The organism is Sphingopyxis microcysteis, assembly GCF_012274265.1.
Classification (GTDB): domain Bacteria; phylum Pseudomonadota; class Alphaproteobacteria; order Sphingomonadales; family Sphingomonadaceae; genus Sphingopyxis; species Sphingopyxis microcysteis.
Window position 1 is genome coordinate 1 of record NZ_JAANYY010000005.1, and the last position, 25472, is coordinate 25472.

The window sequence follows — 25472 nt, forward strand, 5'->3', positions numbered from 1 at the left end:
TCGGAAAATAGGGCTGAAGACGCGCCATCTGCTCGTCCGTCAGCCAGAATAAATCGCTCAAATTCAAGCTCCTTCGCAGTCGCCTGAATCACAGCCATCACCGCAAATCAATGGGTCCTGACCCTAGCTTCAGCTTGGAAAATTGGGTTTTCTTCACAGTGCAGTCCCTTGCTACTGGTGGATTGAGTTACCCGAGCCCCTGACGCGGCAGCACACAGCCGACGCGCAAACACCCCGATAGCGTGCGGAATGACCTTTCCCTTAGGGCGAGTAAAGGAATTTTCCGGGCTAATCCGCCGTTTCACAAGGCATTGTGACGTATTTGCAACAACCGTGACATTTGGCGAAATACAATATGTCGCAACCGATCATCTGCGACATATTGTTTCATCGGTAACGAATTCGCGCGGCGCGTAACAATATTCAGCTGCCTATCGGACCTGCCAACTTCGCCGGGTCGAGCCGCGCATCGCGCCATTTCAGTCCCCAATGCATATGCGGCCCGGTCGCACGGCCCGTGCGCCCGACCGTGCCCAGCACCTGCCCCTGCACCACCCGATCGCCGACCTTCACGTCGAGCCGCTGGCAATGAAGAAAGGCGCTGGTCAGCCCCATGCCATGGTCGACGATGAGCAAATGGCCCTCCAATGTGAAAGCCGTCGTCGCGGCGAGTACCACCACGCCGTCGGCGGGCGCCACGAAGGGGGTTCCCGCCGGAACCGCAATGTCGGTACCGCTGTGATAAGCGCCGGGCTTGCCCTGATAGACGCGCTGCGCCCCGAAAAAGCCCGACAGTCGCCCGGTGACCGGCCAGCGGAAGCGCTGTTTCCAGCCATCGGATGTCACCTCGCCGTTTCGCGCTGCCGCGATCTGGGCGAGTTCGGCGGGGCGGCGGCGCTGGAAATCGGCGTCGCTTGCCGCACTGCCGCGATAGGGCGCGTTGATCTGTTCGATGCGCCACGTCCCGGGCACCACCATAATTTCTTCGACGACCTGCCGCCCGTCACGAACCGTTGCGACAAGGCGCGCGCGCGGGCCCGCATCGCGGTCGAATGCAATCAGGAAACCGCCGTCGGCGGCGACCGGCACCGGCTGGCCGTCGAGCGTCAGCGCGCGGGTATGGCTGGGAGCCACCCCCAGCAGTACCCCGCCCTGCTCGGCGCTTCGGCGCGAACCGCGAAAGACGAAGGGTTCGAGTATCGCGGCGGGGGGTATCACCGTCGAAGCGACCGGCTCGGGCGACGCCTTGGCGGCGGGCGGCGGGGCTGCGACGTCGCGCGCGGCATCGGGCGACACACAGCCAGCGGCAACAAGCAGTAGCGGCAACGCAGCGATCGAGCGCCGCAAATACCCCGCCAGCGTCATGCCCCGCGCGCGTCGTCCAGTGCGGCCTGTACCGAAATGGCGGCGCTGGCATAGGGCTCCTGCCGCGCCACCGACCAGTAACGCAGCTCGTCGAGCCCGATCGGCGCGCTCGTCACCGCGCACAGCACATGGTCGCCCGGCGACAGGACACGAAATCCATTCGGGCCATATTGGAGGCGGGCGAGGCGGTTGCGGCTGGCGATCAGCATGCGTCTAGTGTCCGTTCAAGAGTCAGCGATTGCGGCCACTATAGCAGCCGGACGCGCCGGGGCCACCCCGGGCGATGTCAGAACAGCTCGCCCTGCCCTCTTTTGGGCGGCGGGGCAGCGGGCCGCCGCGCGGGGCGGGGCGCCGCGGGGGGCAGCGCCGCAGCGTCACCGCCCGCGACCTCCACCGGAACCTCGCCGTCGGCAAATTGCAGCTGCAGACGCGCTGCCGCCTGCGCCCGCGCGGCGCTGGTAACGATCCCTCCCCCGGCATCGCGCACCATCGCATAGCCCCGCGACAGCAGCGCCCGCGGGTCAAGGCTGTCGAGCAGCCGCCCCAACCCGCCCAGCCGCGCGCGATCGCGGTCCCAGCGCCGCGCGAGCAATGCGGGGCGCAGCGCCGCGCCGCGGGTCGCCAGCCGCTCGCCGACCACCGCCAGCCGCTGCCGCTGGCTGCGATCCAATCGGTCGGCGCTATCGTCGAGCCGCTGGCGCTGCGGCGCATAGAGCCCCTCGCGCTTCGGCAGGTGGCGCGCCAGCGCGACGAGCCGTTCGCGCGCCAGCGCCTGATGCCGGTTCGCCGCACCGACCATCCGTCCCGCCCGCTGGAGCAGCAGTTCGCGCAGTTCGGCGCGCACCGGCACCGCCATTTCGGCGGCGGCGGTCGGGGTCGGCGCGCGGCGGTCGGCGGCATAATCGGCGAGCGTCGTGTCGGTTTCGTGCCCGACCGCGCTGATCGTCGGGATGCGGCAATCGGCGATCGCCCGCACCACGACTTCTTCGTTGAACGCCCACAGATCCTCGATCGACCCGCCGCCGCGCGCGACGATGACCAGGTCAGGGCGCGGCACCGGCCCGCCGGGCGCAATGGCGTCAAAGCCGCGTATCGCATTGGCGACCTGCGCTGCCGCGCCGTCGCCCTGCACCAGCACCGGCCAGACGATGACATGCGTCGGAAAACGATCGGCAAGGCGGTGGAGGATGTCGCGGATCACCGCTCCCGTCGGCGAGGTCACGACCCCGATGATTCGGGGCAGCCGTGGCAAATCCTGCTTCCGCGCCTGATCGAACAGCCCCTCGGCGCCGAGCCGCGCCTTCAGCTTTTCGAACAGGAGCATCAACGCGCCCTCGCCCGCGACCTCGAGGCTATCGACGACGAGCTGATATTTGGAACGCCCCGGATAAGTGGTGAGCTTGCCCGTCGCGATCACCTCGATGCCGTCCTCGGGCCGGAACGCGAGCCGCGCCGCCTGCCCCTTCCACATCACCATGTCGATCAGCGCATTGTCATCCTTCAGCGCCGCGTAGAAATGGCCCGAAGCCGCGCGTTTCGCGCCTGACAATTCGCCGCGCACGCGCACCCGGGCAAAGCCGTCCTCGACCGTACGCTTGATCGCCGCCGACAATTGGCTGACCGACAGCGCGGGTGCATTGTCGCCGGGCGCGCCCTCAGCTAACAGCCGCGCGTCGGTGCCATCGTCGGACGCCGTATCGGGAAAAGGGACAGACATGAACATCCTGCTGGTCGGATCGGGTGGCCGCGAACATGCGCTCAGCTGGCAGTTGGCACAATCGCCAAGCTGCGCCAAGCTCTATGCCGCACCCGGCAACCCCGGCATCGAGGCCCATGCCGAATGCGTCGGCATCGCCGCCGACGACCTCGACGGGCTTGTCGCCTTTTGCACCGCGCACGCGATCGACTTCGTCGTCGTCGGCCCCGAAGCGCCGCTCGTCGCGGGGCTCGCCGACCGGCTGCGCGCGCGCGGCATCGCGACCTTCGGCCCCGGCGCCGCCGCGGCGCAGCTTGAAGGCAGCAAGGGCTTTACCAAGGATCTGTGCGCCCGCGCCGCGATCCCGACGGCAGGCTATCGGCGCTGCACCTCCGCCGCAGAGGCGCTGGCAGCGCTCGGCGATTTTGCCATACCCGTCGTCATCAAGGCCGACGGCCTCGCCGCGGGCAAGGGCGTGATCATCGCCGAAACGCGCGCCGACGCCGACGCCGCGGTCGCCGACATGTTCGATGGCGCCTTTGGCGGCGCGGGCGCCGAAGTGGTGATCGAGGAATATATGGCCGGCGAGGAAGCGAGCTTCTTTGCCCTGTCCGACGGCACCAACGTGATGGCGTTCGGCAGCGCGCAGGATCACAAGCGCGTCGGCGACGGCGACGTCGGCCCCAACACCGGCGGCATGGGCGCCTATAGCCCCGCCCCGGTGCTCACCGCCGATCTCGAAGCGCAGGTGATGGACCGCATCATCCGCCCGACGGTCGCGACCCTCGCCGCCGATGGGACACCCTATGTCGGCGTGCTGTTCGCGGGGCTGATGCTCACCGACATGGGGCCAAAGCTGATCGAATATAATGCGCGTTTCGGCGATCCCGAATGCCAGGTGCTGATGATGCGCTACGCCGGCGACCTTGCCGCCCTGCTTTACGCCGCATCGACCGGCGCGCTGGCGGATGCGCCGCCGCCTGCCTTCGCCAGCGACTATGCGCTGACAGTGGTGATGGCCGCGAATGGCTATCCGGCGACCCCCGAAAAGGGCGGCGCGATCCATGGCATCGCCGATGCCGAAAGCGGCGGCGTGCGGGTATTTCACGCGGGAACCGCGCGCGACGGCAATACCATCGTTGCCGCGGGCGGGCGTGTGCTCAACGTCACCGCGACGGGGCGCACCGTTACCGAGGCGCAGGCGCGTGCCTATGCCGCGGTCGACAAGCTCGATTTCGCCAGCGGCTTCTGCCGCCGCGACATTGGCTGGCGCGAAGTCGCGCGCGAGGCGCGCTGAGGGGCTGGCGCGAAGTCGCGCGCGAGGCGCGCTGAGGGGCTGGCGCGCGCGGCCAGGCAAAGCGTTGCTGGACGGCGCGGACGCGCGCGCATAGGCTGACGGCAAGACAGGGAGAATATCATGGCGTGGCTTCAGGAAAATTATGTCATCGCGGTCGTCGGGCTCGTCGTCGCGGTCGTCCTGCTCTGGTTCCTGTTCGGCCGCAAAAAGGCCGAGGATGCCGCGCCGACCGTCACTCCGCCCGCCGAACCGAAAAAACCGCTCGAAGCGGCAAAGCCCGAGATCGTCGCGGCCGAACCCGCCCGCTTCAAGCCCAAGGAACCCGCGCCCGCCCCCGCTCCGCCGGTCATGCCCCCGGTCGCCGCCCCGCCGCCGGCGCCCCCGGCACCCGAACCGGTCGTCGCGGTGGCACCCGAACCCGCAGCGCCGCCGCCGCCCGCCGAACCGGCACCCCCGCCGCCTGCCCCCGCGGCGGAACCCGAACCGGCACCTGCTCCGGCGCCTGCGCCCGAACCTGCTCCGGCTCCGGCTCCGGCTCCGGCTCCGGCTGCCGCCAAGGCAGACAATCTGCAACTGATCAAGGGGCTCGGGCCCAAGCTCGCGGGCCTGCTGAACGGCCTTGGCGTCACCAGCTTCCAGCAGATCGCTGACTGGACCGACGCCGATATCGCCGCGATCGACCCCCAGCTCGGCGCCTTCCAGGGCCGCATCGCGCGCGACAATTTCGTCGATCAGGCGGGGTATCTGGCGCGCGGCGACAAGGCCGGCTTCGAAGCGAAATATGGCGCGCTGGGGGGCGAGCTGTAACGACAGGTTCCGACCGGGAGCAGCCGGTCAATCCAGTCCCCGTTCGTATCGAGCGAAGTCGAGATACGCGTGGCTTGGCGTGAGCCTTCGGCGTGTCTCGACTTCGCTCGACACGAACGGAGGTAGGAGACGGTCGGGAATCCAACCCCAAACCCGACCGTTCGCCTCCGCCGAAAAAATCCTTTCCTACATTATTTCACTATGTTCCAAGCTGGTCGATGGAACATCCCGACTCGTCCGCCCTGCTGCTCGCCGGCACCTGCCTCGCCTTCACCCCCGTGTCCGCGCAGCGCCGCCGCGCCGATGGGTGGACGCCCGAAATCCAGCTATGCTTCATCCGCGCCCTCGAAGCGATGGGGTCGGTCGGACGCGCGGCGAAGGCCGTGGGCATGGGGCGCCGCTCGGCCTATCGCCTGCGCGAACGACCCGGTGCCGAAGATTTCGCAGCGGCCTGGGACCGTGCCCTGTCGATGGGCCGGATGCGCCAGTTCGACTATGCAATGGATCGCGCGCTCAACGGCGTGACCACCGTCCGCATCCTGCGCGGCGGCGCGATCGACGTCACCGGTGGCCCCGACATGGATATTGTCCGCGCCGCGCTGCGCGAGGACGCGGCGCCGCTTAAAGCCACAAAGGACACATTTTGAATGCGCGCGGGCGGGGCTTTTGTGGCTTTAAGCCGCCAGCGGACCCTGTTCGGCCTAGGCTTCGTCGGCGTCCTTGGGCCGCGACAGCTCGGTCACCAGCAGCTTGTCGATCTTGCGCCCATCCATGTCGACAATCTCGAACCGCCAACCCTTGTCGTTGAATCTCTCGCCCAGCTTTGGCAGATGTTTGAGAATCGCCAGCACATGCCCCGCGGCGGTCGCATAGTCGCGGTCCTCGCCCAGCTCGATCCCCAACCGTTCGGCCATCTGATCGGCGGGCATCGACCCCGCGATCAACAGGCTGCCGTCGTCGCGTTCGACGACGAACGGCTCGCTGCCGATGTCCTGGTCCGACGCAAATTCGCCCGCGATCGCCGACAGCAGGTCGGCCGGGGTCACCAGCCCGTCGAAATGCCCATATTCGTCGTGCACCAGCAGCATCGGCACCTCGGCGGCGCGGAGCGCCTCCAGCGCGTCCATCGCGTCGATCTGGTCGTGGATGACCTTCGCCGGGCGCATCAGCTGTTCAAGGTCGAGCGCTTCGCCGCGGAACAGCGCCGCCGCAATGTCGCGCGCCTGCACGACGCCGACGATGTCGTCGACCGATCCGCGCGCGACGGGCAGGCGGCTGTGCGGCGTTTCGACCAGCTTGTCACGGACCCCGCGCGCGTCGAGCGAAATGTCGATCCAGTCGACGTCCTTGCGCGGGGTCATCACTTCGCGGACCGGACGATCGGCGAGCCGCACGACGCCCGAGATGATCGCGCGCTCGCTTTCCTCGATCACCCCCGATTTCGACGCTTCGGCGACGATCAGATGCAGTTCTTCGGCGGTCACCCGATCTTCCGATTCGCGGTTGAGCCCAAGCAGGCGAAAGACGAGGCCCGAGCTGTTGTCGAGCAGCCAGACCAGCGGCGCGGCGACGCGCGCCAGCCAGTACATCGGAACCGCCATGAAGATCGCGATCCGTTCGGGCGATCGAAGCGCGAATTGTTTGGGAACCAGTTCGCCCGCGATCAAAGAGAAATAGGTGGTCAGCGCGATGACGGTGGCAAAGCCCGCCGCTTCGGCGGTCTCGGCATCGAGGCTCAGCCAGCCGGCCAGCCGGTCGGCGACGGGCTGGCCGAGGCTGGCGCCCGAATAGGCGCCCGTCAGCACGCCGATCAGCGTGATGCCGACCTGCACCGTCGACAGGAAGCGACCGGGATCGGAGGCGAGCTGGCGGGCGATTTTCGCACCGCGGCTGCCGCGCTTTTCGGCGGCTTGCAACCGCGGGTCGCGCGCCGACACGATCGCGAGTTCGGACATGGCGAAAACGCCGTTGAGGAGGACGAGGATCGCGATGATCGCCACGTCGGACCAAGGAAAAGGGCTCATTGGGCGGTCGTGCGGCGCTTCAGCGCCTGGCCCCTGTCATCGTCGATCATGGCGATCCTATAGGGCAAAGCCACCGCAATGCAAAACGCCAGCTGAATTGGCGCATCAGCGGCGGTTCAGGCGAAATCGGGAACCAGATCGCCAGCCATATGTTATCGGCAGGAGCGGCGGTTTGCTCGGGACCAGATGCAGCCGCCAAAAAAGGGAGCGACCTATGAATATCAAGACCATCAAACTTGCGGCAATGGCCACCGTCGGCGCGGTGACGCTGGCGGGCTGCGTCACCGACCCGGTGACCGGCGAGCGCAAGATTTCGAAAGCGGCAATCGGCGGCGTTGGCGGCGCACTCGGCGGTTATCTGCTCGGCGACCTGATCGGCGGCAAGAACAGCCGCACCGAAGAAATCGTCGGCGCGGGCATCGGCGCGGTCGCCGGAGCCGGGGTCGGCTATTACATGGACCAGCAGGAAAAGAAGCTGCGCGAGCGCACCGCCGGCACGGGCATCGATGTCGAGCGTCAGGGCGACCAGCTGGTGCTGAACATGCCGGGCGACGTCACCTTCGACCTCAACAGCGCGATGGTGAAAAGCCAGTTCCGCGGCGCGCTCGACAATGTCGCCTCGACGCTGGCCGAATATCCCAGCACCTATATCGACGTCTATGGTCACACCGATTCGACCGGCAGCGACAGCTATAACCAGGGTCTGTCCGAACGCCGCGCCTCGTCGGTGGCCGACTATCTGGCCGGCCGCGGCATCCAGCGCGCGCGCATGGCGACGATGGGTTACGGCGAATCGCAGCTGAAGTGCGCTCCGGAGCGCAGCGAGGCCGATTATCAGTGCAACCGCCGCGTCGAAATCCGCATCGCGCCGGTGACGCAGGCCGACGTCAACGCCGCGCGCTAACAGGGTTCCATTCCCGTGGAAAAGAAAGGGCGTCGCTGAAAGGCGGCGCCCCTTTTTATCCGAGGCTGGGGAAGCTGGCTTTCAGCCCGTCGATGACGAACTGCGCGGCCAGCGCGGCCAGCAGCACTCCGAGCAGGCGGGTGATCACCGCCTCGCCCTTGTTGCCGATAAAGCGCATCAACGGCCCCGCCGCCAGCAACGCGGCGAGCGTCATGAGCAGGACGAGCAGCAGCGCGGCGAAAATGACGAACGCGCGGTCCAGCCCGTTGTTTTGGGCGACGAGCAGCATCACCGATGCGATCGATCCCGGCCCGGCGAGCATCGGCATCGCCATCGGGAACACCGACACATCCTCGACATGCGAAGCCGCAACCTTTTCCGCCCGCTGCTCACGCCGCTCGGTGCGCTTCTCGAACACCATGTCGATCGCAATCATGAACAGCATGATGCCGCCCGCGATCCGGAAGCTGTCGAGATCGATGTGCAGGAAGCTGAGCAACGCCTCGCCGAACATCGCGAAAAAGACGAGGATGCATCCTGCGATCACCGTCGCCCGGATTGCCATCGACCGGCGCTGCTGCGCGCTCGCGCCCGTCGTCAGGCTGGCATAGATCGGCGCGCAGCCCGGCGGGTCGATGACCACGAACAGCGTGACAAAGGCCGAGATAAAAAGGTCGATCATGGCTGTTTGGGCGCCGCGACCTGATCGTCGATCACCGTCGCCATCGTCTTGCCGTCCCACAGCCGGATGGTGATCCGCCGCGATTTGTCGGAGTGCACCGTCGAGGTCCAGCTCAGGGTCTGGTCGGGCGACAGGCCGACCGCCATGTCGTCACCCTCTGCCCCGGCTTCGATCGGCACCGCGGGACGCGACCCGCACGCGGCTTGTTTGGATTCGATGAATTCGGGCGCTTCGCGGGCAGTGGTCACCGCGTCGCCATGGTCGAGTATCCAGCTGATCTTGCCGCTCCGGGGATCACGCAGCCAGACGGTGCTGAAAAATCCGTGCGCCGGTCCCTTTTGCCACGCGCCCGTCGTCGCCCCGCTGTTGCCGTCACAGCTGACATACACCGCGTGCGGCTGCCACTTTACTGCCTCGGCCGGGTCGGCCTGGGTTTTCAGCCAGTCGCGGGCTTTCACCCGCTGCGGCACAAACATCACCGCGTCGGGGTGCGATGTTTCGCGAAATGCGGTCCACTGCCCCTTTTCCTGCGCCAGCCGTGCAAAACCGATTTCCGCGGCCACAAAGGCACTGGGGTTCGCCGCCAGCGGGCGGTTGCGGATGTCGTCACGATTGCCGCCGCAGCCGGCAAGCAGCGACAGCGCAAGGATGGGAAGCAGCAGCGGGCGCATCAGAAACCTTCCGGATCGGCGAGCCCCGCGCGGCGGTGCGCGGCGACCAGCGTGTTGCGGAGCAGGCAGGCGATCGTCATCGGTCCGACCCCACCCGGAACGGGGGTGATCGCCGACGCCAGCGCCTGCACTTCGGCATAGTCGACGTCGCCGACCAGACGCCCCTTGGCCGCGCCATCGGCGGGGGGCAGGCGATTGATGCCGACGTCGATGACCACGGCACCCGGCTTGATCCAGTCGCCCTTGACCATTTCGGCGCGCCCGACCGCGGCGACGACGATGTCGGCGCGGCGGACCAGGTCGGGCAGGTCTTTAGTGCGGCTGTGCGCCATCGTCACCGTTGCGTTGGCGCCGAGCAGCAATTGCCCCATCGGCTTGCCGACCAGGATCGAGCGCCCGACGACGATCGCATCCTTGCCGCTGAGATCGCCGAGGCGGTCCTGCAGCAGCAACAGGCAGCCATAGGGGGTGCAGGGAACCATGCCCGGGATGCCCAGTGCCAGCCGCCCGGCGCTGACCGGGGTCAGCCCGTCAACATCCTTGTCGGGATCGATCGTCGCGACCGCCGCTTGTTCGTCAAGGTGGCCGGGGAGCGGCAGTTGCAGCAATATGCCGTCGACCGCATCGTCAGCGTTGAGCCGGGCGAGCAGCACCTCGACCTCTGCCTGCGTCGCGGTCGCCGGCAGGCGATACTCGAAACTCGCCATCCCGGCGGCGACTGTCGCCTTGCCCTTTGAACCCACATAGACCGCACTCGCCGGATCGTCACCGACCAGCACCACCGCCAGCCCCGGCGCGCGCCCGGTGGCGGCGACGAAGACGGGGACGGCATCGGCGATCCGCGCGCGCAGCCCGGCGGCGAACGCCTTGCCGTCGATCACATGCGCCGCGGTATCAGCCATCGTCACGCCATGCCGTTCGCATAGGCGAGGCGCGCCAGATAGCTGAGAACTGGCCCATCGAGAATGATAATGATGATCAGCACCAGCATCGGGGTCAGGTCGAGCCCGCCAAAATCGGGCATGATGCGGCGGAACGGCCGGTAGAGCGGCTCGGTAATGCGGTCGAGCACCGTCCACAGCTGATTGACGAAATCATTGTGCGTGTTGATCACATTGAACGCGATCAGCCACGACATCACCGCCTGCGCGATGATGAACCACCACAGGACCGTCAGGATGATGTGGACGATCTGGAGGAGCATGAGAACCAAGGCGATTTCTCCGAAAAAGGATCTTGCCGCGTTTCTTAGCGGTGAATGAGCGTTCCCGCACCCCTCGCGGTGAAAATTTCGAGCAGCATCGCATGCGGAATGCGTCCGTCGAGGATCACCGCCGCCTCGACCCCGGCATCGACCGCGGCGACGCAGGTTTCGACCTTGGGGATCATCCCGCCGGTGATCGTTTCATCGGCCTTGAGCGCGTCGATCGCCGCGCGGTCGAGGTCGGTCAGGAGGCTCTTTTCCTTGTCGAGCACCCCGGCAACGTCGGTGAGCAGGAAAAACCGCTTGGCGCCCAATGCCCCGGCGATCGCGCCCGCCATCGTGTCGGCGTTGATGTTGTACGTCGCCCCATCAGCGCCGAGCGCCACCGGGGCGACGATCGGGATGAAATTATCGTTGGTCAGGTTAACCAGGATCGTCGGATCGACCGCGACAGGTTCGCCGACAAAGCCCAGATCAACGTGGCGCTCTATCCCCGAATTGGGGTCGGGCTCGGTGCGGCTGACCTTTTCGGCGAGCACCAGATTGGCGTCCTTGCCCGAAATGCCGACCGCCCGCCCGCCGAGCGCGGCGATCCAGCTGACGATTTCCTTGTTGATCTTGCCCGCCAGCACCATTTCAGCAACCTCGGCGGTAGCGGCGTCAGTGACGCGCAGCCCGCCGACAAAGGTCGATTCGATCCCGAGCTGTTTCAGCATCGCGCCAATCTGCGGCCCGCCGCCATGGACAACGACGGGGTTGATGCCGACGGCCTTCAGTAGCACGACATCTTCGGCGAAATCGCGCTGCGCCTCGGGGTCGCCCATCGCATGGCCGCCATATTTGATCACGAAGGTCTGGCCCGCATAACGCTGAAGATAGGGCAGCGCCTCGACGAGCGTTTCGGCCTTGGCGAGCAGATCGGGCATTTTCGACGGATCGGTCATCGCCATCATCCGCCGTTCTTCGCATCGAGGCTGCGACCCAACGCGACCAGGCCGGTAATCACGAAGGGAATGACCGCGATCGACAACACGACCTTGGCCAGCATCTGGCCCCCCATCAGATTGGCGATCGGGAACACGCCGTAAAAGGCGATGGTCACGAACAGCAACGTATCGACGATCTGGCTGAGCGCGCTGGCGATCGCGCCGCGGATCGCCAGCCAGGTCGTGCCGGTCCCGGCGCCTTCGCGCCCGCGCAGCTTGCTGAAGATCGTGACGTTCAGAAATTGCGAGGTGCCATAGGCGACGATGCCCGCCGCCATCAGGCGCGGTCCCTGCCCCAGGATCATATCGAACGCTGCGAGCCGCTCGGGCTGCATCTCGGGGGAGGCAGGCAGCGCGAGGACAAGCGAAATCAGCATGATCGACAGAACCAGCGGCACAAAGCCCCACAGCACCAACTTGTTCGCGGTCGACTGGCCATGAAGCTCCGACACCGTGCTCGACAGCGCCACCAGCAGTAGAAACGGGAAAATCCCCGCTTCAACCGCGAGCCAGTCGCCCAGCGCCACCTGCTTGTTCCCCAGCACCCCGGCGAGCACGACCATGCCGCCATAGATGATGGTGAAAAGAAAGAGCGAGGGCGAAAGCGTGCGCGGCAGCGCCGTCGATGTGGTGTCGGTCATGCCGCCCGATAGTCGCTTTTGTTCAGCGTGGAAAGATGCGCGTGGCACCGGCACTTGCCCCACCGCCAAAGCCCGCTAGACAAGGCGCAACAGATTGCGGGGGACGCACAAGAATATGGAACGCCTGATTGGTTTGGTTGGCATCGTTGCACTGCTCGCGATTGCCGTGCTGTTTTCGTCGAACCGCCGCTGGATTCGCCTGCGCGTCGTCATTCCCGCCTTCCTGCTCCAAGCCGGATTTGCCCTGCTGGTGATCGGCACCCCGTGGGGCCGCGCGATCATCCAGGCGATGTCGAATGCGGTTTCGAACCTGCTCGGCTATGCCAAGGCAGGGACCGATTTCATCTTTGGCCCGCTCGCCTCGCCCGAAATCGGCGCCAACAGCTTTGCCATCGCCGCGCTGCCCGTCATCGTCTTTTTCGCCTCGCTTATCTCGATCCTCTATTATCTTGGCATCATGCAGCTGGTGATCAAATGGGTTGGCGGCGCGATCCAGAAAATCACCGGCATCACCAAGGTCGAAAGCCTCGGCGCCGCGGCGAACATCTTTGTCGGCCAGTCCGAATCGCCGCTGGTGATCCGCCCCTATCTCGCAGGCCTCACCCCGCCGCAGCTGTTCACGATCATGACCGTCGGCATGGCGGGGGTCGCCGGAACGATTTTGGGCGCCTATGCCAGCATGATCGGCGAACAATTGCTGCCCTATCTGCTCGCGGCCAGCTTCATGTCGGCACCCGGCGGGATTTTGATGGCGAAGATCATGATGCCCGACGATCCCAAGGATCTGGGCATCGAACCCGTGATCATGCCCGAGGCGAGCCATGACGAGGAAAAGCCCGCCAACATCATCATGGCGGCGGCGCAAGGCGCGCAGACCGGGGTCAAGCTGGCGGTCGCGGTCGGCGCGATGGTGCTTGCCTTTGTCGCACTCGTCGCACTCGCCAACGGCATTCTTGCCGGGGTCGGCGGCTGGTTCGGCTATCCCGACCTGTCGTTTCAGGCGGTGATCGGCGCGCTGTTCCGCCCGGTCATGTGGCTGATGGGCGTCCCGTGGGACGAAAGCGCCGTCGTCGGCGGGCTGTTCGGCAGCAAGATCGTGCTCAACGAATTCGTCGCCTTCATCGACCTCGGCAAGGTGCAGGGCGATATGTCGCTCGCCGCGGTCGCGATCGCCACCTTTGCGCTGTGTGGTTTTGCCAATTTCAGCTCGATCGCGATCCAGATGGCGGTGACCGGCGGCCTCGCCCCCAACCAGCGCCCGATGATCGCCAAGCTGGGCCTGAAAGCGCTGCTCGCCGGCAGCCTGTCGAACCTGATGTCGGCAGCGCTCGCCGGGTTGATGCTGGGTATCGCGCCGCCCGTCGCCGCGCCACCTGCGGCACCCGCGGCCGTCGCCGCCCCGACCGATGCGCCTGCGGCGGCACCCGAAGCCGAGGCCGCTGCGACCAAGGCGCCCTGACCCGGCCAAAACCGCGCTTGGGAGAATTTGCAAGCCCCCGACAAATGGCGTAACTTGCGGTTCGGAAACGAGTCCCGGGTCGCCGTCGCCAACAGGGAGTTTGCCATGAAAATCGCATATCGTTTGTCGATCCTCGCCGCCGCTGCCGTATCGATCGGGACGGGAGCCCTTGCAACCTCCAGCGCCCAGACGCCCGACGACAAGATGTACCGCCCACCCGAAGCAACGATTTACCGCGATGCCGGTTATCGCGGCCCCGCGGTGTTCGTCGGCGAAGCCAAGCCGAACCTCGGGCTCGCCTGGCCGGTCAATTCGATCCGCGTTGCCAGCGGCCGTTGGGAACTCTGCGAAAAGACGCGCTTTCGGGGTAATTGCCGTACCGTCGAGCGCGACACGCCGATGCTGAACAGCATTTTGCGCGGACTGACCATCCAGTCGATCCGCCCGGCGGGTAGCGGTGGCGGCTGGAACCCCAACCCGCCCGCCAATGATCAGGTGGCGCGCGGAAATTTCGCCGAATTCCACACCCAGCCGTCGACCGGCGGCACCCGCGTGCTGGCCTGCACCAGCGGCTCGTCGACTGCGGCCTGTGCGGCGCGCGCGGCCGACAATTGGTGCCGGACGATCGGGTGGAACGGGTCGGCGCGCGAGCATATGGAAACCGTCGGCGGCCGCGAATATCTGGCCGACGTGCTCTGCGTCCGTTCGGGCTATTGAGGGAGGATGCGATGGTGCACGGGATCAAATTGGCCGCGCCCGCGGCCGCCGCGCTGCTGTTGTCCGCCTGTATGTCGGTCGGTGGCCCCGGGGTCAGTACCTATTATGAATGCGATCGCGGCACCCGGCTGAAGGTCGATTTCATGGGCGACCGCGCGCTGGTCAGCGTCAACGGGGGCCGCCCCGAAGCGATGCGGTCCGCACCGGCGGCGAGCGGCGCGATGTACGAGAATCGCGCGGGCTGGCGACTGCACGCGAAGGGCAATGAGGCGACGTGGAATACCGCGCTGCGCTCGGCACCCGAAAGCTGCCGCCAGGTGGTGGTGCCGCGCTAGCGCCAGTCCTGTTGCAGCGCAATCATATGCTACCCGTAGCCCTGAGCCTGTCGAAGGGCGCTTTTCGGCGATAGGCGCCCTTCGACAGGCTCAGGGCTACGGTATAATCCGAACAGAACGGATCGAGGTCCCTGACCGCATCAAAGTGCCATCTTCGCCAGCGCGGCGCGGACCTCGCTGACGAACAGCTCGGGCTGCTCCCAGGCGGCGAAATGGCCGCCGCGGGGCAGTTCGTTCCAATGGACGATATTTTTGTAGCGCCGTTCGGCCCAGCGCCGCGACAGCCGCATGATCTCGTTCGGAAACAGGCTGCATCCCGTCGGCACCAATATCTCACCCGCCGCGAAATTGCGAAAGCTGTGCCAATAGAGCCGCGCCGACGAGGCCGCGCTCGCGGTCAGCCAATAGAGGCTGATCGTGTCGAGCATCGCATCCTTGGGAAGCGCCTTCTCCGGATGGCCGCCGATCGACTGCCCGCCCGGTTCGTGCCCGCAATCGGTCCAGCCGTGGAATTTCTCGGCAATCCACGCCATCTGCCCGACCGGCGAGTCGGTCAGCGCATAGCCGATCGTCTGCGGGCGCGTGGCGTGCTGGGTCGAATAACCGCTGTCCTTTGCCTGATACCAGCCAAAGCGCGCCAGATAGAGTTTTTCAGCCTCGCTGAGGTCCGTCATCAGGTCGGGCGGCGGCGCGCCGACCACCATGTTGACGTGAATCCCCGCGCAATGATCGGCGTGGTTCATCCCGATCGCACAGGTCACCGCGCTGCCCCAATCGCCGCCCTGCGCAAAATAGCGGTCGTAACCAAGCGCGACCATCAGCGCGTCCCATGCCGCGCCGATATGCTCGACGCCCCATTTCGCCTCGGTCGGCTTGCCCGAAAAGCCATAGCCGGGCAGCGACGGGATCACGAGATGATAGTCGGTCGCCAAGGCTTCGATGACGTCGAGAAATTCGAGCACCGACCCCGGCCACCCATGCGTCAGCACCAGCGGCCGCGCGGCGGGATTGGCCGAGCGGACGTGCAGGAAATGAATGTCGAGCCCGTCGATCGTCGCGAGATAATTGGGGAGCGCGTTCAGCCGCGCCTCGATCCGCCGCCAGTCGTAGCTGTCCTGCCAATAGGCCGCGAGTTCCCGGGCATAGGCGAGCGGGATGCCCTGATCCCAGTCGTCCACCGTCTCCTTCTCGGGCCAGCGCGTCCGCGCCAGCCGGTCTTTGAGATCGTCGAGCGCCGCCTGCGGCACATCAATGGTGAAGCTGCGGATATTGGCAACGTCCATCACATTCCCCCTCCCCTTGTCGGCCGCGTATCAGGGCCGTGCGGGTGCCTTGCAACCGCGTTGCAGGCCGACGCCTTTCAGGAACCCGCGCCGCACCGTCCCCGCATAGACCGCGGCGGCATAGCGCCGCCGTTCGGCATTGGCGCCGGTGACTTCGCCGATCAGGCCGCGAAAGGGAATGATCGATCCGGCGAGGCTGCCCGCGACGCGGCCCGCGGTTTCTTCGCGCTTCTTTTCGCGGTCCTTGTCGACCACTTCATTGACGTCGGGGCCAAGCACCTCGTTGAGTTCGGTGACTTCGCGGATGATCGCCGAACATTTGCCAAGCCCCGCCAGCGAATAGGGATCGGCCTGGACCGCGACCAGTTTGGCGGGGGCTTCCTTGCCGTCGAACGGTTCGGTGACCTGGTTGGCGGTGTCCTTGAGCGTCGAATCTTCGGGCGCCCCCTGCTGGGCATAAGCGGGCGCCGCGATGGCCAGTGCGGCGAGCGATAATCCTGCGAAAATCTTCCTGTGCATGTCACGCCTCCTTCGCTGCCCCCTGACAGCCAATCCGCTAACGCGTCTGAACCGGTTCGGCTCCCGTCCAGTCGTAAAAGCCGCGCCCCGCCTTTTTGCCGACCCAGCCCGCCTCGACATATTGGACGAGCAGCGGCGCGGGGCGGAACTTGGGATCGCCGGTGCCGCTGTGCAGCACGCGGATGATTTCGAGGCAGGTGTCGAGCCCGATGAAGTCGGCGAGCATGATGGGTCCCATCGGATGGTTGAGCCCAAGACGGCAGCCGGTGTCGATGTCCTGCATCGTCGCAACGCCTTCGCCGAGCGCGAACACCGCTTCGTTGATCAGCGGCATCAGCACCCGGTTGACGATGAAGCCTGGCGCGTCGTTGGCGTGAACGATTTCCTTGCCGAGCCCGCGGCCAAACGCCTCGACGGCTTGCAGCGTCGCGTCGCTCGTCGCAAGGCCGCGGATCAGCTCGATCAGCCCCATGACCGGCACCGGGTTGAAGAAATGCACGCCGATGAAGCGCGCCGGATCGGGCGACGCCTGCGCCAGCCGGGTGATCGGGATCGAGCTGGTGTTGCTGGCGAGAATGGCGGTGGCCGACAGATGCGCGCCGACGCTGGCAAAGATCGCGCGCTTGATCTCCTCACGCTCCGTCGCCGCCTCGATGACGAGGTCGGCGGGGGCGAAGGCGCTATGATCCGCGACCGGGGTGATACGGGCGAGCAGCGCGTCGGCGTCGCCCTGCGTCATCTTTTCCTTCGCAACCAGCCGCCCCAGCGCCTTGGCGATCCCCGCCTTGCCCGCTTCGGCGCGGGCGAGATCGATGTCCGACAGCAGCACGTCATGCCCCGCCCCCGCCGACACCTGCGCGATGCCCGCGCCCATTTGCCCTGCCCCGATGACGCCGACGATCATTTGCTGTTCTCCGAATATTCTTTAGCCCTCATCCGTCATCCCGTCGAAGGCCGGGATCCCGCCGTTTCGGTAAAACGCATCGGTGAGATCCCGGCCTTCGCCGGGATGACGATTTGGTGATTGCCCTACGGTATCGCTCGTCTTGGTCAAGGGGCCGATCGGAACGCCGTTGCTTCGGCAAGGATCAGGGCGAAGGCGGGATCGGCGTCGTCCCATGCCGCGACCGGAGTCCAGCCGCCTGCGCGGAGCAGCAGGTTCGCATCACGCGGGCCATATTTGTGGCTGTTCTCGCTGTGGATCGTCTCGCCCTTCGCCATATGGTAGCTGCGCCCGTCGACGGTGAAATGCATCTCGCATGCCGCCACAAGGTGCATTTCGATCCGCGCATGAACGTCGTTCCAGATCGCGCGATGGGTGAAATTTTCGACCGGAATGTCGCCGCCCAGCTCGCGGTTGATCCGTTCGAGAAGGTTGAGATTGAACGCCGCCGTCACCCCGGCCGGGTCGTCATAGGCGCGCTCCAGCACCGCAATATCCTTGATCCGGTCGATCCCGATGAGCAACAAAGACCCGTCGCCGAGCGCCTCGCGCCAGTTGCGGAGCAGGTCGATCGCGGTCCGCGCGACCATGTTGCCGATCGTCGAGCCGGGGAAAAAGCCAAGGTTGGGCAGCGGACAAATCTCGCGCGGCAGCGCGACGCGCTGGGTGAAATCGGCCTCGACCGGATAGATCGGCAGACCCGGAAAGCGCGCGGCGAGCGCCGCGGCACTGTCGCGCAGGAAATCGCCCGAAATATCGACCGGCACATAAGCGGCGGGCGCGATCGCGCCGAGCAGCAGCGGCGTCTTGGTCGAACTGCCCGACCCCAGCTCGACCACCGCCCGGCCCGGGCCGATTGCAGCGGCAATATCTTCGGCATGGCGCGTCAGGAGGTCGGTTTCGCTGCGCGTCGGATAATATTCGGGGAGCGCGGTGATATCTTCGAACAACGCCGATCCGGTCGCGTCATAGAACCAGCGCGCCGGAATCGCCTTTTGCCGTTGCGCCAGACCAGCGCGGACGTCGGCGCGAAAGGCGATGTCGACCCCCGCGTCGTCCGCCGAAACCTGACGAAGATTGCGCACGACGCCCATGGTTTCAAATATCCTTTGCGAGGCGGAGGCCGGTGAATTGCCAACGCTGGTGGGGGTAGAAGAAGTTGCGGTAACTGGCGCGCAGATGGCCGCGCGGAGTGGCGCAGCTGCCACCGCGCAGCACGAACTGGCCGCTCATGAACTTGCCATTATATTCGCCGACCGCGCCCGGCGCGGCGCGAAAGCCGGGATAGGGGCGATAGGCGCTGCCGGTCCATTCCCACACGCTGCCGAACATCTGTTGCAGATCGGCGTCATCCGCCGTCGCGGCGGGGTGAACCGGCCCGGCGGCATCGAGTTGCTGTCCCGCAGCCGGATCGAGCCCCGCCGCCGCGGCTTCCCATTCAAATTCGGTCGGCAGGCGCGCGCCCGCCCAGCTGGCGAAGGCGTCGGCTTCGAAAAAACTGATGTGGATAACGGGAGCGGCGGGGTCTATGTCCTGCCAGCCCGCCAGGGTGAACTGGCGATCGCCGTCCCAATAGGCGGGCGCGTCGACTCCCTCGCCCTGCACCCACGCCCAGCCGTCGCTGAGCCATAGCGAGGGGGTGCAATAGCCGCCGTCGGCGATGAACTGTTGCCATTCGCCGTTGCTGACCGGGCGGCTGGCGAGCGCATGGCGCGCGAGGAGCGTATCGTGGCGCGGGCCTTCGCAATCGAAGGCGAAGCCGCCCCCGGCATGACCGACGCCGACGATACCCGCCTTGCCCTCGATCCATTTCATGGCGGAAAACTGCGAAACTTTACGCGCGATTTCACTGTCCCAGACCGCCGGGCCGAGGGGGTTCTGCGCAAAGAGATGCTTGAGGTCGGTGAGCAGCAATTCCTGATGTTGCTGCTCGTGATAGATGCCAAGCTCGACCAGCGTCAGCGCAGCGGAGGGCAGGTCGGGCAAGGCGGTCTGCACCGCGGTGTCGACATGCGCGCGCCAGATGCGGATGTCGTCGAGCGACGGGCGGGTCAGCAACCCGCGCTGCGGGCGGGCATGGCGCGGCCCCTCGGCCTCATAATAGCTGTTGAACAGATAGGCGTAGCGATCGTCGAACGCGCGGTAGCTAGGGACATGGTCGCGCAGGACGAAGGTTTCGAAAAACCAGGTCGTGTGCGCGAGGTGCCATTTGGCGGGCGACGCGTCGGGCATCGACTGCGCGCTGGCGTCGGCGTCGGACAGCGTTGCGACGAGGTCGAGCGACAGACGGCGCGTTGCGGCGAAACGCTGCGCGAGCAGGTCTGCCGTGCGGGCCGTTGGCGCGATGGGTGAAGCGTCGGTCTGGCTGGCCATGATGAGACAATCCCCCGCGGTGCGATTCGGTTTCGCATGAGCGAGGAATATGGTTACGGCGGGGAGGATTGTCTAGAACATTTAGGGAACAATCCGTCAATCGTCATGCCGGACTCGATCCGGCATCCATGCCACGCCAACGTCGCATAGACCCCGGATCAAGTCCGGGGTGACGACAAGGGGCTTGCGATTGCTACCAGTCGGAAAACATCCACATCACATACAATAGAAATGCAGCGACAAGGGCACCTAACGCCATGAGGGTAGCAAAAATGCCAAAGATGCGGGATTTCTTATTCGAGTAGGTCACCGCGTCGCGCCGGGTTTCCAGAGGATGTCGCCGCCCGCCGCGGCATTCAGATGCCGCGTGAGCACGAAGAGATGGTCAGAGAGACGGTTGAGATAGGTCAGCGCCAGCGGGTTGAGGTCGCGGTCCGCACCGGCGGCGACCGCCGCGCGTTCGGCGCGCCGCGCGACCGCGCGGGCGACGTGCAGGCGCGCCGCGGCCTCGGTGCCGCCGGGAAGGATGAAGCTGCGCAGCGGCTCGAGATCGTCGTTCATGCGGTCGATCTCGTCCTCGAGCCGCGCGATCTGGCCGGGGACGATGCGCAGCGCCATGTCGTGCGGGCCGAAGCCGAACTGGATGTCGGCGGGGGTGGCAAGGTCGGCGCCGAGGTCGAACAGCTCGTTCTGGATCCGCGCCAGCATCGCCGCGGCGTCGCTGGCGGAATCGAGCGCCGCGACCGCGACACCGACCCAGCTGTTCGCTTCGTCGACATCGCCGATCGCCGCCATCAGCGGCGCCGATTTGGCAATCCGCGATCCGTCGACCAGCCCGGTGGTGCCGTCGTCGCCGGTGCGCGTGTAGATTTTGTTGAGCTTGACCATCGAGCAAGGCCTGCGCGACGGCAGGATCAGCCGCCCGCGGCGAGCAGGCCGATCAGGACGAGCAGGATGATGGTGATCGCCTGCCATTTGACGCGCGCCATCATCATCTTGTTTTGCATCACCTGATTTTCCTCGACCTTTCCGTCGATCACCGCCTGATGACCTTGCGAAAAATAGAAGAGCCCCCGCGCGAGCGAGAACAGGACGAAGCCGGCCGCCACGACGACGCCGATGATCAGCAGAATGTTCATGCCCCCTATTTAGGGCATTTGCAGCGAATAACCAGTGGGAAGCCGCCCGGCGGCAAGATCGGCGGCGAGCGCGGGGCCGTCCACGCCCGCGGCGCGGAGCGACGCGAGCGAGGCCGCGGCGTCGCGCTTCGCCAGCCTTTTGCCGTCGGGGCCGCAGACGAGCGGATGATGCCGGTACAGCGGGGTCGGCAGCCCCAGCAGCGCCTGGAGCAGCCGGTGGACGTCGGTCGACGCGAGCAGGTCGGCGCCGCGGATGACATGACTGACCCCCATGATCGCATCGTCGAGCGTGCTGGCAAGGTGATAGCTGGCGGGCGCATCCTTGCGCGCGAGGACGATGTCGCCGTGCGCGCGCGGGTCGGCGATCCGTTCCCCCTGCCCCTGTTCCTCCCACGCCAGCGTGCCGGTGGCCAAAACCGCGCGCGCCATGTCGAGGCGCCAGCAATGCGGCTCGATCGCCATCCGCCGTTCGCGCTCGGCCGCGGAAAGGTCGCGGCAGGTGCCGGGATAGACTGGCCCCGAAGGTCCGTGCGGCGCGCTCAGGCTGGCGGCTATGTCGGCGCGGGTGCAGAAGCAGGAATAGACAAGGCCGCGTGCGCGGAGCGTATCGAGCGCCGTAGCATAATCGCCCAGTCGCGCCGACTGACGGACCGGCTCGCCGTCCCAGGCGAGCCCGAGCCACGCAAGGTCGGCGAGCGATGCGGCGACATAGTCCTCGCGCGAGCGGCTGCCGTCGATATCGTCGATGCGGATGACGAACCGGCCGTTCGCGGCGCGCGCGGCATCATGCGCCAGCACCGCGCTATAGGCGTGGCCGAGATGAAGGTCGCCGGTCGGGCTGGGCGCGAAACGGGTCAGCATCGTGCTGGTAAAGATTCCATATACTGTGCCGCGCTCATCGGAATCCTTCCATATCTTGCGGCAGATGCCCCCTTGACGTCAGAATCTGATGCGGCATGTAATGATCGTGTCACGCAGGGAAGGCAGTGGCGCGCCATCCCGAGAAGCGAAGGGGGCTGCGTTACCAAGCCATGTTTCATCCCGATCTTGCCCGGCATCCCGATAGTTGTCCCGCGCTGGTCCTGAACGCCGATTATACGCCGCTCAGCTATTATCCGCTCAGCCTGTGGCCGTGGCAGACCGCGGTCAAGGCGGTTTTCCTCGACCGCGTCACCATCGTCGAAAATTACGAGCGCGAGATCCATTCGCCGACGCGGACGATGCCGATCCCCAGCGTCATCGCGCTGCGCCAATATGTGAAGCCGTCACAGCACCCGGCGTTCACGCGTTTCAACCTGTTCCTGCGCGATCGCTTCGCCTGCCAATATTGCGGGTCGGGCAAGGATTTGACGTTCGATCATGTCGTGCCGCGGCGTCTGGGCGGGCGGACGACGTGGGAAAATGTCACCACCGCCTGCGCGCCGTGCAACCTCAAGAAAGGCGGGCGCACCCCGCAACAGGCGCATATGCCGATCCACCGCCAGCCATGGCGGCCGACGAGCTGGCAGCTGCAGGACAATGGTCGCTGTTTCCCGCCCAATTATCTGCACGAAAGCTGGATCGACTGGCTGTATTGGGACGTCGAGCTGGAAGGCTGACCGCCGGGCAACAGATCGGACAGACAGGGTTCATCGCGGCGAGGCTAATCGCCGCGCGCCATAACAGGAGAACAGCCATGGTCCGTATCGCCCGCGCGCTCGCGCTCAGCCTCGCCGCCCTGCCGCTCGCCGCGTGCGCGACGCTGGGACCGTCCGAACAGCCGGTGTCGGTCACCGGCCAGATCAGCTATCGCGAGCGCATGGCGTTGCCGCCGACCGCGCAGGTCCAGATCCAGCTGAGCGACGTCAGCCTGATGGATGCGCCGTCGCGCACGATCGCCGAGCAGAGCTTTACCGCCGACGGGCGCCAGGTACCCTTCGCCTTTTCGTTCACCGTCGATCAGAACAAGCTCGATCCGCGGCACAGCTATGCGGTGTCGGCGCGCATCACCGATGCATCGGGGCGGCTGATGTTCATCACCGACACGCGCAACAGTGTGGAATTCGATGGCCGCAGCCGGATCGACATGGGGGCGCTCATGCTGGTGAAGACGCGCTGATCCCCCTGATCGTCTGATCGTCGCCCCTGCCGCGGGGCGGGAGCGACGATCAGATTACCGCGCCAAAGCCAGCAGTGGACGACCGGCGGCGAGGTTCGCGCGCGCGGTGCGGGCAGCCCAACGCGAATCGACATAATCGCCATTCGCCAGTTCAAGATCGTACCGGATCGGGCTGGCGAGGGCCGCATCATAGGCGGCGGCGGCTTCGCTGGTGCGACCCAGACGAGCATAAGCGGTGCCAAGGTTGATCAGCCGCGACGGGTCGCGGGCATCAAGGGTGGTTGCGCCGGTCAGCTTGGCGATCGCGGCTTCATTTTCGCCAGCACGCAGTTCGGCATAGGCCACCGGCAGCGCGGCCGAATCGGCCTGCGGCCCGGTGACGACGATGATCGATTGCGCGGCAGCCGGGGTCGCGAAAGCCAATGCGATCAGCGGCAGCAATATTTTTTTCATCTCTCTATCCCCTCGAAAACTTTGGCCGATTTTCTCGCTCATCGGCGGAAAAGTCAATGTTTTCGGCACGTTGTAACACTCGTGTCACAATCTGGAATTATGCTAATCGCAAGGCGCATTATAAGTCAAAATTTTCAGAATCTTGGCTTGCTCGACTCGTTGTCACAATTTGGTGACGTCGATTGTCACAATTGCGCCTGCTGAAAAATAATTTCGGCGCCGGTGCATTTTGCGCCGCCGATTCGCACGTCCGCGCGGTTCGGCGGATCGAGCCCGGATTGCGATATAAAGAAAAGTTTATATTTGATCGGCGGCGCGCTTTCGGCTAGGGCGCGCAACATAATTACCCATGACTTCGTGGCCGCTCGCCTGCGGTCGTATTTGCCGATATGGAGAATCCCCGTGGCCACTCTCGCCGCCGACACCCGTGATTATGTCGTTGCCGACATCAGCCTCGCCGATTTCGGGCGCAAGGAAATCAACATCGCCGAAACCGAAATGCCGGGCCTGATGGCGCTGCGCGCCGAATATGGCGCGGCGCAGCCGCTGAAGGGCGCGCGCATCACCGGATCGCTGCACATGACGATCCAGACCGCGGTGCTGATCGAGACGCTGACCGCGCTCGGCGCCGAAGTCCGCTGGGCGACGTGCAACATCTTCTCGACGCAGGACCATGCCGCGGCCGCGATCGCCGCGACGGGCGTGCCGGTGTTCGCGGTGAAGGGCGAGAGCCTCGCCGATTATTGGGATTATGTCGGCCGCATCTTCGACTGGGGCGTGGAAGACGGCACCACCTGCAACCTCATCCTCGACGACGGCGGCGACGCCACGATGTTCGCGCTGTGGGGCGCGAAGCTCGAGGCCGGCGAAACGATGCCCGCGCCCGAGAATGAGGAAGAGATCGAGATGCAGCGCGCGCTGAAGGCGTTCGTCGCGGCGAACCCCGGTTACCTCACCAAGACGGTCAAGGCGATCAAGGGCGTGTCGGAAGAAACGACGACCGGCGTCCACCGCCTGTACCACATCGCCAAGAAGGGCGAGCTGCCCTTCCCCGCGATCAACGTCAACGACAGCGTCACCAAGTCGAAGTTCGACAACCTCTATGGCTGCAAGGAATCGCTGGTCGACGCGATCCGCCGCGGCACCGACGTGATGCTGGCGGGCAAGGTCGCGACCGTCGCGGGCTTCGGCGACGTCGGCAAGGGCAGCGCGCAGAGCCTCCGCAACGGCGGCGCGCGCGTCCTCGTCACCGAAATCGATCCGATCTGCGCGCTGCAGGCGGCGATGGAAGGCTTCGAGGTCGTGACGATGGACGAAGCCGTGAAGCGCTCGGACATCTTCGTCACCGCGACCGGCAATGCCGACGTGATCACCGCCGAACATATGGCGGCGATGAAGAATATGGCGATCGTCTGCAACATCGGCCATTTCGACAGCGAGATCCAGATTGCGGCGCTCGCCAATTACAAGTGGACCGAAGTGAAGCCGCAGGTCGACCTGGTCGAATTCCCCGACGGCAAGCAGATCATCATCCTGTCGAAGGGTCGCCTCGTGAACCTCGGCAATGCGACCGGCCACCCGAGCTTCGTGATGTCGGCAAGCTTCACCAACCAGACGCTCGCGCAGATCGAGCTCTGGACGCGCAGCGAGCAGTATCAGAACGACGTGTACGTCCTGCCCAAGCATCTCGACGAAAAGGTCGCGGCGCTGCACCTCGAAAAGCTGGGCGTGCAGCTTTCGAAGCTGAGCCAGAAGCAGGCCGATTATATCGGCGTGCCGGTCGAAGGGCCGTTCAAGCCCGACCATTATCGTTATTGATCACGCCCGCCGAGGTGGGTCAGAGCGGCCCGCTCCCTTTGCCGGGAGCGGGCCGTTT

At 65.8% G+C, this 25472-nt stretch carries 30 protein-coding genes; 10 read left to right on the forward strand and 20 right to left on the reverse strand.

Going from position 1 to position 25472, the window contains the following annotated elements:
* Nucleotides 1-423: 423 nt before the first annotated feature.
* From G9408_RS13870 to xseA, 3 genes are all read right to left on the reverse strand, one after another.
* Nucleotides 424-1365 carry a M23 family metallopeptidase gene (locus tag G9408_RS13870; RefSeq protein WP_168454592.1) on the reverse strand — a complete coding sequence of 314 codons (942 nt, stop codon included), beginning with the start codon at nucleotides 1363-1365 and terminating at the stop codon, nucleotides 424-426.
* Nucleotides 1362-1574 carry a DUF2093 domain-containing protein gene (locus G9408_RS13875; protein WP_168454593.1) on the reverse strand — a complete coding sequence of 71 codons (213 nt, stop codon included), beginning with the start codon at nucleotides 1572-1574 and terminating at the stop codon, nucleotides 1362-1364. Before G9408_RS13875 ends, G9408_RS13870 begins: the two co-directional genes overlap by 4 nt.
* A 77-nt stretch (nucleotides 1575-1651) precedes the next feature.
* Nucleotides 1652-3082, reverse strand: a complete 1431-nt coding sequence (gene xseA, locus G9408_RS13880; protein WP_168454594.1) for an exodeoxyribonuclease VII large subunit — start codon at nucleotides 3080-3082, stop codon at nucleotides 1652-1654.
* On the opposite strand from xseA, the gene purD reads away from it, so the two are divergent.
* The 3 genes from purD (at nucleotide 3081) to G9408_RS13895 (ending at nucleotide 5812) form a co-directional block, all read left to right on the forward strand.
* Nucleotides 3081-4358 carry a phosphoribosylamine--glycine ligase gene (gene purD, locus G9408_RS13885; RefSeq protein ID WP_168454595.1) on the forward strand — a complete coding sequence of 426 codons (1278 nt, stop codon included), beginning with the start codon at nucleotides 3081-3083 and terminating at the stop codon, nucleotides 4356-4358. The two genes, xseA and purD, sit on opposite strands and share 2 nt — an antisense overlap.
* 120 nt (nucleotides 4359-4478) lie before the next feature.
* Nucleotides 4479-5165, forward strand: a complete 687-nt coding sequence (locus tag G9408_RS13890; RefSeq protein ID WP_168454596.1) for a hypothetical protein — start codon at nucleotides 4479-4481, stop codon at nucleotides 5163-5165.
* A gap of 218 nt (nucleotides 5166-5383) precedes the next feature.
* Nucleotides 5384-5812: a hypothetical protein gene (locus G9408_RS13895; RefSeq protein WP_168454597.1), complete on the forward strand. Its 429-nt coding sequence runs from the start codon at nucleotides 5384-5386 to the stop codon at nucleotides 5810-5812.
* A 54-nt stretch (nucleotides 5813-5866) separates the two neighbouring features.
* Here the strand turns inward: G9408_RS13895 and G9408_RS13900 are convergent, their stop codons facing one another.
* Nucleotides 5867-7189: a hemolysin family protein gene (locus G9408_RS13900; protein ID WP_168454598.1), complete on the reverse strand. Its 1323-nt coding sequence runs from the start codon at nucleotides 7187-7189 to the stop codon at nucleotides 5867-5869.
* Nucleotides 7190-7403: 214 nt separating this feature from the next.
* Here G9408_RS13900 and G9408_RS13905 point away from each other — a divergent pair, with 214 nt between their 5' ends.
* Nucleotides 7404-8093, forward strand: a complete 690-nt coding sequence (locus G9408_RS13905; RefSeq protein ID WP_168454599.1) for an OmpA family protein — start codon at nucleotides 7404-7406, stop codon at nucleotides 8091-8093.
* A gap of 55 nt (nucleotides 8094-8148) precedes the next feature.
* On the opposite strand, the gene G9408_RS13910 is transcribed toward G9408_RS13905, so the two are convergent.
* Genes G9408_RS13910 through G9408_RS13935 form a run of 6 tightly spaced genes read right to left on the reverse strand, consistent with a single transcriptional unit; the run spans nucleotide 8149 to nucleotide 12277 of the window.
* Nucleotides 8149-8775 (reverse strand): MarC family protein, encoded by a 627-nt coding sequence (locus tag G9408_RS13910; RefSeq protein WP_120217500.1) that lies wholly within the window; start codon nucleotides 8773-8775, stop codon nucleotides 8149-8151.
* Nucleotides 8772-9446: a hypothetical protein gene (locus G9408_RS13915; protein ID WP_168454600.1), complete on the reverse strand. Its 675-nt coding sequence runs from the start codon at nucleotides 9444-9446 to the stop codon at nucleotides 8772-8774. Before G9408_RS13915 ends, G9408_RS13910 begins: the two co-directional genes overlap by 4 nt.
* On the reverse strand, nucleotides 9446-10348 hold the full coding sequence (folD, locus tag G9408_RS13920; protein WP_168454601.1) for a bifunctional methylenetetrahydrofolate dehydrogenase/methenyltetrahydrofolate cyclohydrolase FolD: 903 nt from the start codon (nucleotides 10346-10348) through the stop codon (nucleotides 9446-9448). The genes G9408_RS13915 and folD overlap by 1 nt, the downstream gene beginning before the upstream one ends.
* Before the next feature lie 2 nt (nucleotides 10349-10350).
* Nucleotides 10351-10650: a YggT family protein gene (locus G9408_RS13925; RefSeq protein ID WP_137871188.1), complete on the reverse strand. Its 300-nt coding sequence runs from the start codon at nucleotides 10648-10650 to the stop codon at nucleotides 10351-10353.
* Between the two features lie 44 nt (nucleotides 10651-10694).
* Nucleotides 10695-11603 (reverse strand): acetylglutamate kinase, encoded by a 909-nt coding sequence (argB, locus tag G9408_RS13930; protein WP_408021883.1) that lies wholly within the window; start codon nucleotides 11601-11603, stop codon nucleotides 10695-10697.
* Nucleotides 11600-12277 (reverse strand): queuosine precursor transporter, encoded by a 678-nt coding sequence (locus G9408_RS13935; RefSeq protein WP_168454602.1) that lies wholly within the window; start codon nucleotides 12275-12277, stop codon nucleotides 11600-11602. The genes argB and G9408_RS13935 overlap by 4 nt, the downstream gene beginning before the upstream one ends.
* A gap of 115 nt (nucleotides 12278-12392) precedes the next feature.
* Between G9408_RS13935 and G9408_RS13940 the strand changes: the two genes are divergently transcribed.
* The 3 genes from G9408_RS13940 (at nucleotide 12393) to G9408_RS13955 (ending at nucleotide 14788) form a co-directional block, all read left to right on the forward strand.
* Nucleotides 12393-13736 carry a NupC/NupG family nucleoside CNT transporter gene (locus tag G9408_RS13940; protein ID WP_235957837.1) on the forward strand — a complete coding sequence of 448 codons (1344 nt, stop codon included), beginning with the start codon at nucleotides 12393-12395 and terminating at the stop codon, nucleotides 13734-13736.
* Between the two features lie 105 nt (nucleotides 13737-13841).
* Complete coding sequence (locus G9408_RS13950) at nucleotides 13842-14453, forward strand: beta/gamma crystallin-related protein (RefSeq protein WP_168454603.1); 612 nt, start codon at nucleotides 13842-13844, stop codon at nucleotides 14451-14453.
* An 11-nt stretch (nucleotides 14454-14464) separates the two neighbouring features.
* Nucleotides 14465-14788, forward strand: coding sequence for an MliC family protein (locus G9408_RS13955; protein ID WP_168454604.1), 324 nt, complete (start codon nucleotides 14465-14467; stop codon nucleotides 14786-14788).
* A gap of 140 nt (nucleotides 14789-14928) precedes the next feature.
* Here G9408_RS13955 and G9408_RS13960 read toward each other — a convergent pair whose 3' ends face one another.
* The 8 genes from G9408_RS13960 to gluQRS form a co-directional block, all read right to left on the reverse strand.
* Nucleotides 14929-16071 (reverse strand): epoxide hydrolase family protein, encoded by a 1143-nt coding sequence (locus tag G9408_RS13960; RefSeq protein WP_168454924.1) that lies wholly within the window; start codon nucleotides 16069-16071, stop codon nucleotides 14929-14931.
* A gap of 30 nt (nucleotides 16072-16101) precedes the next feature.
* Nucleotides 16102-16590: a hypothetical protein gene (locus G9408_RS13965; RefSeq protein WP_168454605.1), complete on the reverse strand. Its 489-nt coding sequence runs from the start codon at nucleotides 16588-16590 to the stop codon at nucleotides 16102-16104.
* A 37-nt stretch (nucleotides 16591-16627) separates the two neighbouring features.
* Nucleotides 16628-17494, reverse strand: coding sequence for a 3-hydroxyacyl-CoA dehydrogenase NAD-binding domain-containing protein (locus tag G9408_RS13970; protein ID WP_168454606.1), 867 nt, complete (start codon nucleotides 17492-17494; stop codon nucleotides 16628-16630).
* Between the two features lie 146 nt (nucleotides 17495-17640).
* Complete coding sequence (egtD, locus tag G9408_RS13975) at nucleotides 17641-18627, reverse strand: L-histidine N(alpha)-methyltransferase (protein ID WP_168454607.1); 987 nt, start codon at nucleotides 18625-18627, stop codon at nucleotides 17641-17643.
* Nucleotides 18628-18631: 4 nt separating this feature from the next.
* A complete protein-coding gene (egtB, locus tag G9408_RS13980; protein ID WP_168454608.1) occupies nucleotides 18632-19906 on the reverse strand; it encodes an ergothioneine biosynthesis protein EgtB in 1275 nt (424 codons plus the stop codon).
* A gap of 306 nt (nucleotides 19907-20212) precedes the next feature.
* A complete protein-coding gene (locus tag G9408_RS13985; RefSeq protein WP_168454609.1) occupies nucleotides 20213-20794 on the reverse strand; it encodes a cob(I)yrinic acid a,c-diamide adenosyltransferase in 582 nt (193 codons plus the stop codon).
* A gap of 26 nt (nucleotides 20795-20820) precedes the next feature.
* The gene (locus tag G9408_RS13990; protein ID WP_120217513.1) at nucleotides 20821-21045 is read right to left on the reverse strand and encodes an HIG1 domain-containing protein; all 225 of its coding nucleotides are present in this window, start codon (nucleotides 21043-21045) and stop codon (nucleotides 20821-20823) included.
* 9 nt (nucleotides 21046-21054) lie between these two features.
* Nucleotides 21055-21906, reverse strand: a complete 852-nt coding sequence (gene gluQRS / locus G9408_RS13995; RefSeq protein WP_168454610.1) for a tRNA glutamyl-Q(34) synthetase GluQRS — start codon at nucleotides 21904-21906, stop codon at nucleotides 21055-21057.
* A gap of 170 nt (nucleotides 21907-22076) precedes the next feature.
* Here gluQRS and G9408_RS14000 point away from each other — a divergent pair, with 170 nt between their 5' ends.
* Complete coding sequence (locus G9408_RS14000; protein ID WP_120217515.1) at nucleotides 22077-22643, forward strand: HNH endonuclease; 567 nt, start codon at nucleotides 22077-22079, stop codon at nucleotides 22641-22643.
* A gap of 77 nt (nucleotides 22644-22720) precedes the next feature.
* Complete coding sequence (locus G9408_RS14005) at nucleotides 22721-23143, forward strand: YbaY family lipoprotein (protein WP_168454611.1); 423 nt, start codon at nucleotides 22721-22723, stop codon at nucleotides 23141-23143.
* Nucleotides 23144-23197: 54 nt separating this feature from the next.
* On the opposite strand, the gene G9408_RS14010 is transcribed toward G9408_RS14005, so the two are convergent.
* Nucleotides 23198-23596 (reverse strand): hypothetical protein, encoded by a 399-nt coding sequence (locus G9408_RS14010; RefSeq protein ID WP_168454612.1) that lies wholly within the window; start codon nucleotides 23594-23596, stop codon nucleotides 23198-23200.
* Nucleotides 23597-23781: 185 nt separating this feature from the next.
* The gene (locus tag G9408_RS14015; RefSeq protein ID WP_168454613.1) at nucleotides 23782-24006 is read right to left on the reverse strand and encodes a hypothetical protein; all 225 of its coding nucleotides are present in this window, start codon (nucleotides 24004-24006) and stop codon (nucleotides 23782-23784) included.
* On the opposite strand from G9408_RS14015, the gene ahcY reads away from it, so the two are divergent.
* A complete protein-coding gene (ahcY, locus tag G9408_RS14020) occupies nucleotides 23999-25414 on the forward strand; it encodes an adenosylhomocysteinase (protein ID WP_168454614.1) in 1416 nt (471 codons plus the stop codon). The genes G9408_RS14015 and ahcY overlap by 8 nt on opposite strands.
* Nucleotides 25415-25472: the final 58 nt, after the last annotated feature.

Coding starts and splice junctions, on each gene's coding strand:
- G9408_RS13870 (WP_168454592.1), bottom strand. CDS start 1,365: ATGACGCTGGCGGGGTATTTGCGGCGCTCGATCGCTGCGTTGCCGCTA.
- G9408_RS13875 (WP_168454593.1), bottom strand. CDS start 1,574: ATGCTGATCGCCAGCCGCAACCGCCTCGCCCGCCTCCAATATGGCCCG.
- purD (WP_168454595.1), top strand. CDS start 3,081: ATGAACATCCTGCTGGTCGGATCGGGTGGCCGCGAACATGCGCTCAGC.
- xseA (WP_168454594.1), bottom strand. CDS start 3,082: ATGTCTGTCCCTTTTCCCGATACGGCGTCCGACGATGGCACCGACGCG.
- G9408_RS13890 (WP_168454596.1), top strand. CDS start 4,479: ATGGCGTGGCTTCAGGAAAATTATGTCATCGCGGTCGTCGGGCTCGTC.
- G9408_RS13895 (WP_168454597.1), top strand. CDS start 5,384: ATGGAACATCCCGACTCGTCCGCCCTGCTGCTCGCCGGCACCTGCCTC.
- G9408_RS13900 (WP_168454598.1), bottom strand. CDS start 7,189: ATGAGCCCTTTTCCTTGGTCCGACGTGGCGATCATCGCGATCCTCGTC.
- G9408_RS13905 (WP_168454599.1), top strand. CDS start 7,404: ATGAATATCAAGACCATCAAACTTGCGGCAATGGCCACCGTCGGCGCG.
- G9408_RS13910 (WP_120217500.1), bottom strand. CDS start 8,775: ATGATCGACCTTTTTATCTCGGCCTTTGTCACGCTGTTCGTGGTCATC.
- G9408_RS13915 (WP_168454600.1), bottom strand. CDS start 9,446: ATGCGCCCGCTGCTGCTTCCCATCCTTGCGCTGTCGCTGCTTGCCGGC.
- folD (WP_168454601.1), bottom strand. CDS start 10,348: ATGGCTGATACCGCGGCGCATGTGATCGACGGCAAGGCGTTCGCCGCC.
- G9408_RS13925 (WP_137871188.1), bottom strand. CDS start 10,650: ATGCTCCTCCAGATCGTCCACATCATCCTGACGGTCCTGTGGTGGTTC.
- argB (WP_408021883.1), bottom strand. CDS start 11,603: ATGATGGCGATGACCGATCCGTCGAAAATGCCCGATCTGCTCGCCAAG.
- G9408_RS13935 (WP_168454602.1), bottom strand. CDS start 12,277: ATGACCGACACCACATCGACGGCGCTGCCGCGCACGCTTTCGCCCTCG.
- G9408_RS13940 (WP_235957837.1), top strand. CDS start 12,393: ATGGAACGCCTGATTGGTTTGGTTGGCATCGTTGCACTGCTCGCGATT.
- G9408_RS13950 (WP_168454603.1), top strand. CDS start 13,842: ATGAAAATCGCATATCGTTTGTCGATCCTCGCCGCCGCTGCCGTATCG.
- G9408_RS13955 (WP_168454604.1), top strand. CDS start 14,465: ATGGTGCACGGGATCAAATTGGCCGCGCCCGCGGCCGCCGCGCTGCTG.
- G9408_RS13960 (WP_168454924.1), bottom strand. CDS start 16,071: ATGGACGTTGCCAATATCCGCAGCTTCACCATTGATGTGCCGCAGGCG.
- G9408_RS13965 (WP_168454605.1), bottom strand. CDS start 16,590: ATGCACAGGAAGATTTTCGCAGGATTATCGCTCGCCGCACTGGCCATC.
- G9408_RS13970 (WP_168454606.1), bottom strand. CDS start 17,494: ATGATCGTCGGCGTCATCGGGGCAGGGCAAATGGGCGCGGGCATCGCG.
- egtD (WP_168454607.1), bottom strand. CDS start 18,627: ATGGGCGTCGTGCGCAATCTTCGTCAGGTTTCGGCGGACGACGCGGGG.
- egtB (WP_168454608.1), bottom strand. CDS start 19,906: ATGGCCAGCCAGACCGACGCTTCACCCATCGCGCCAACGGCCCGCACG.
- G9408_RS13985 (WP_168454609.1), bottom strand. CDS start 20,794: ATGGTCAAGCTCAACAAAATCTACACGCGCACCGGCGACGACGGCACC.
- G9408_RS13990 (WP_120217513.1), bottom strand. CDS start 21,045: ATGAACATTCTGCTGATCATCGGCGTCGTCGTGGCGGCCGGCTTCGTC.
- gluQRS (WP_168454610.1), bottom strand. CDS start 21,906: ATGCTGACCCGTTTCGCGCCCAGCCCGACCGGCGACCTTCATCTCGGC.
- G9408_RS14000 (WP_120217515.1), top strand. CDS start 22,077: ATGTTTCATCCCGATCTTGCCCGGCATCCCGATAGTTGTCCCGCGCTG.
- G9408_RS14005 (WP_168454611.1), top strand. CDS start 22,721: ATGGTCCGTATCGCCCGCGCGCTCGCGCTCAGCCTCGCCGCCCTGCCG.
- G9408_RS14010 (WP_168454612.1), bottom strand. CDS start 23,596: ATGAAAAAAATATTGCTGCCGCTGATCGCATTGGCTTTCGCGACCCCG.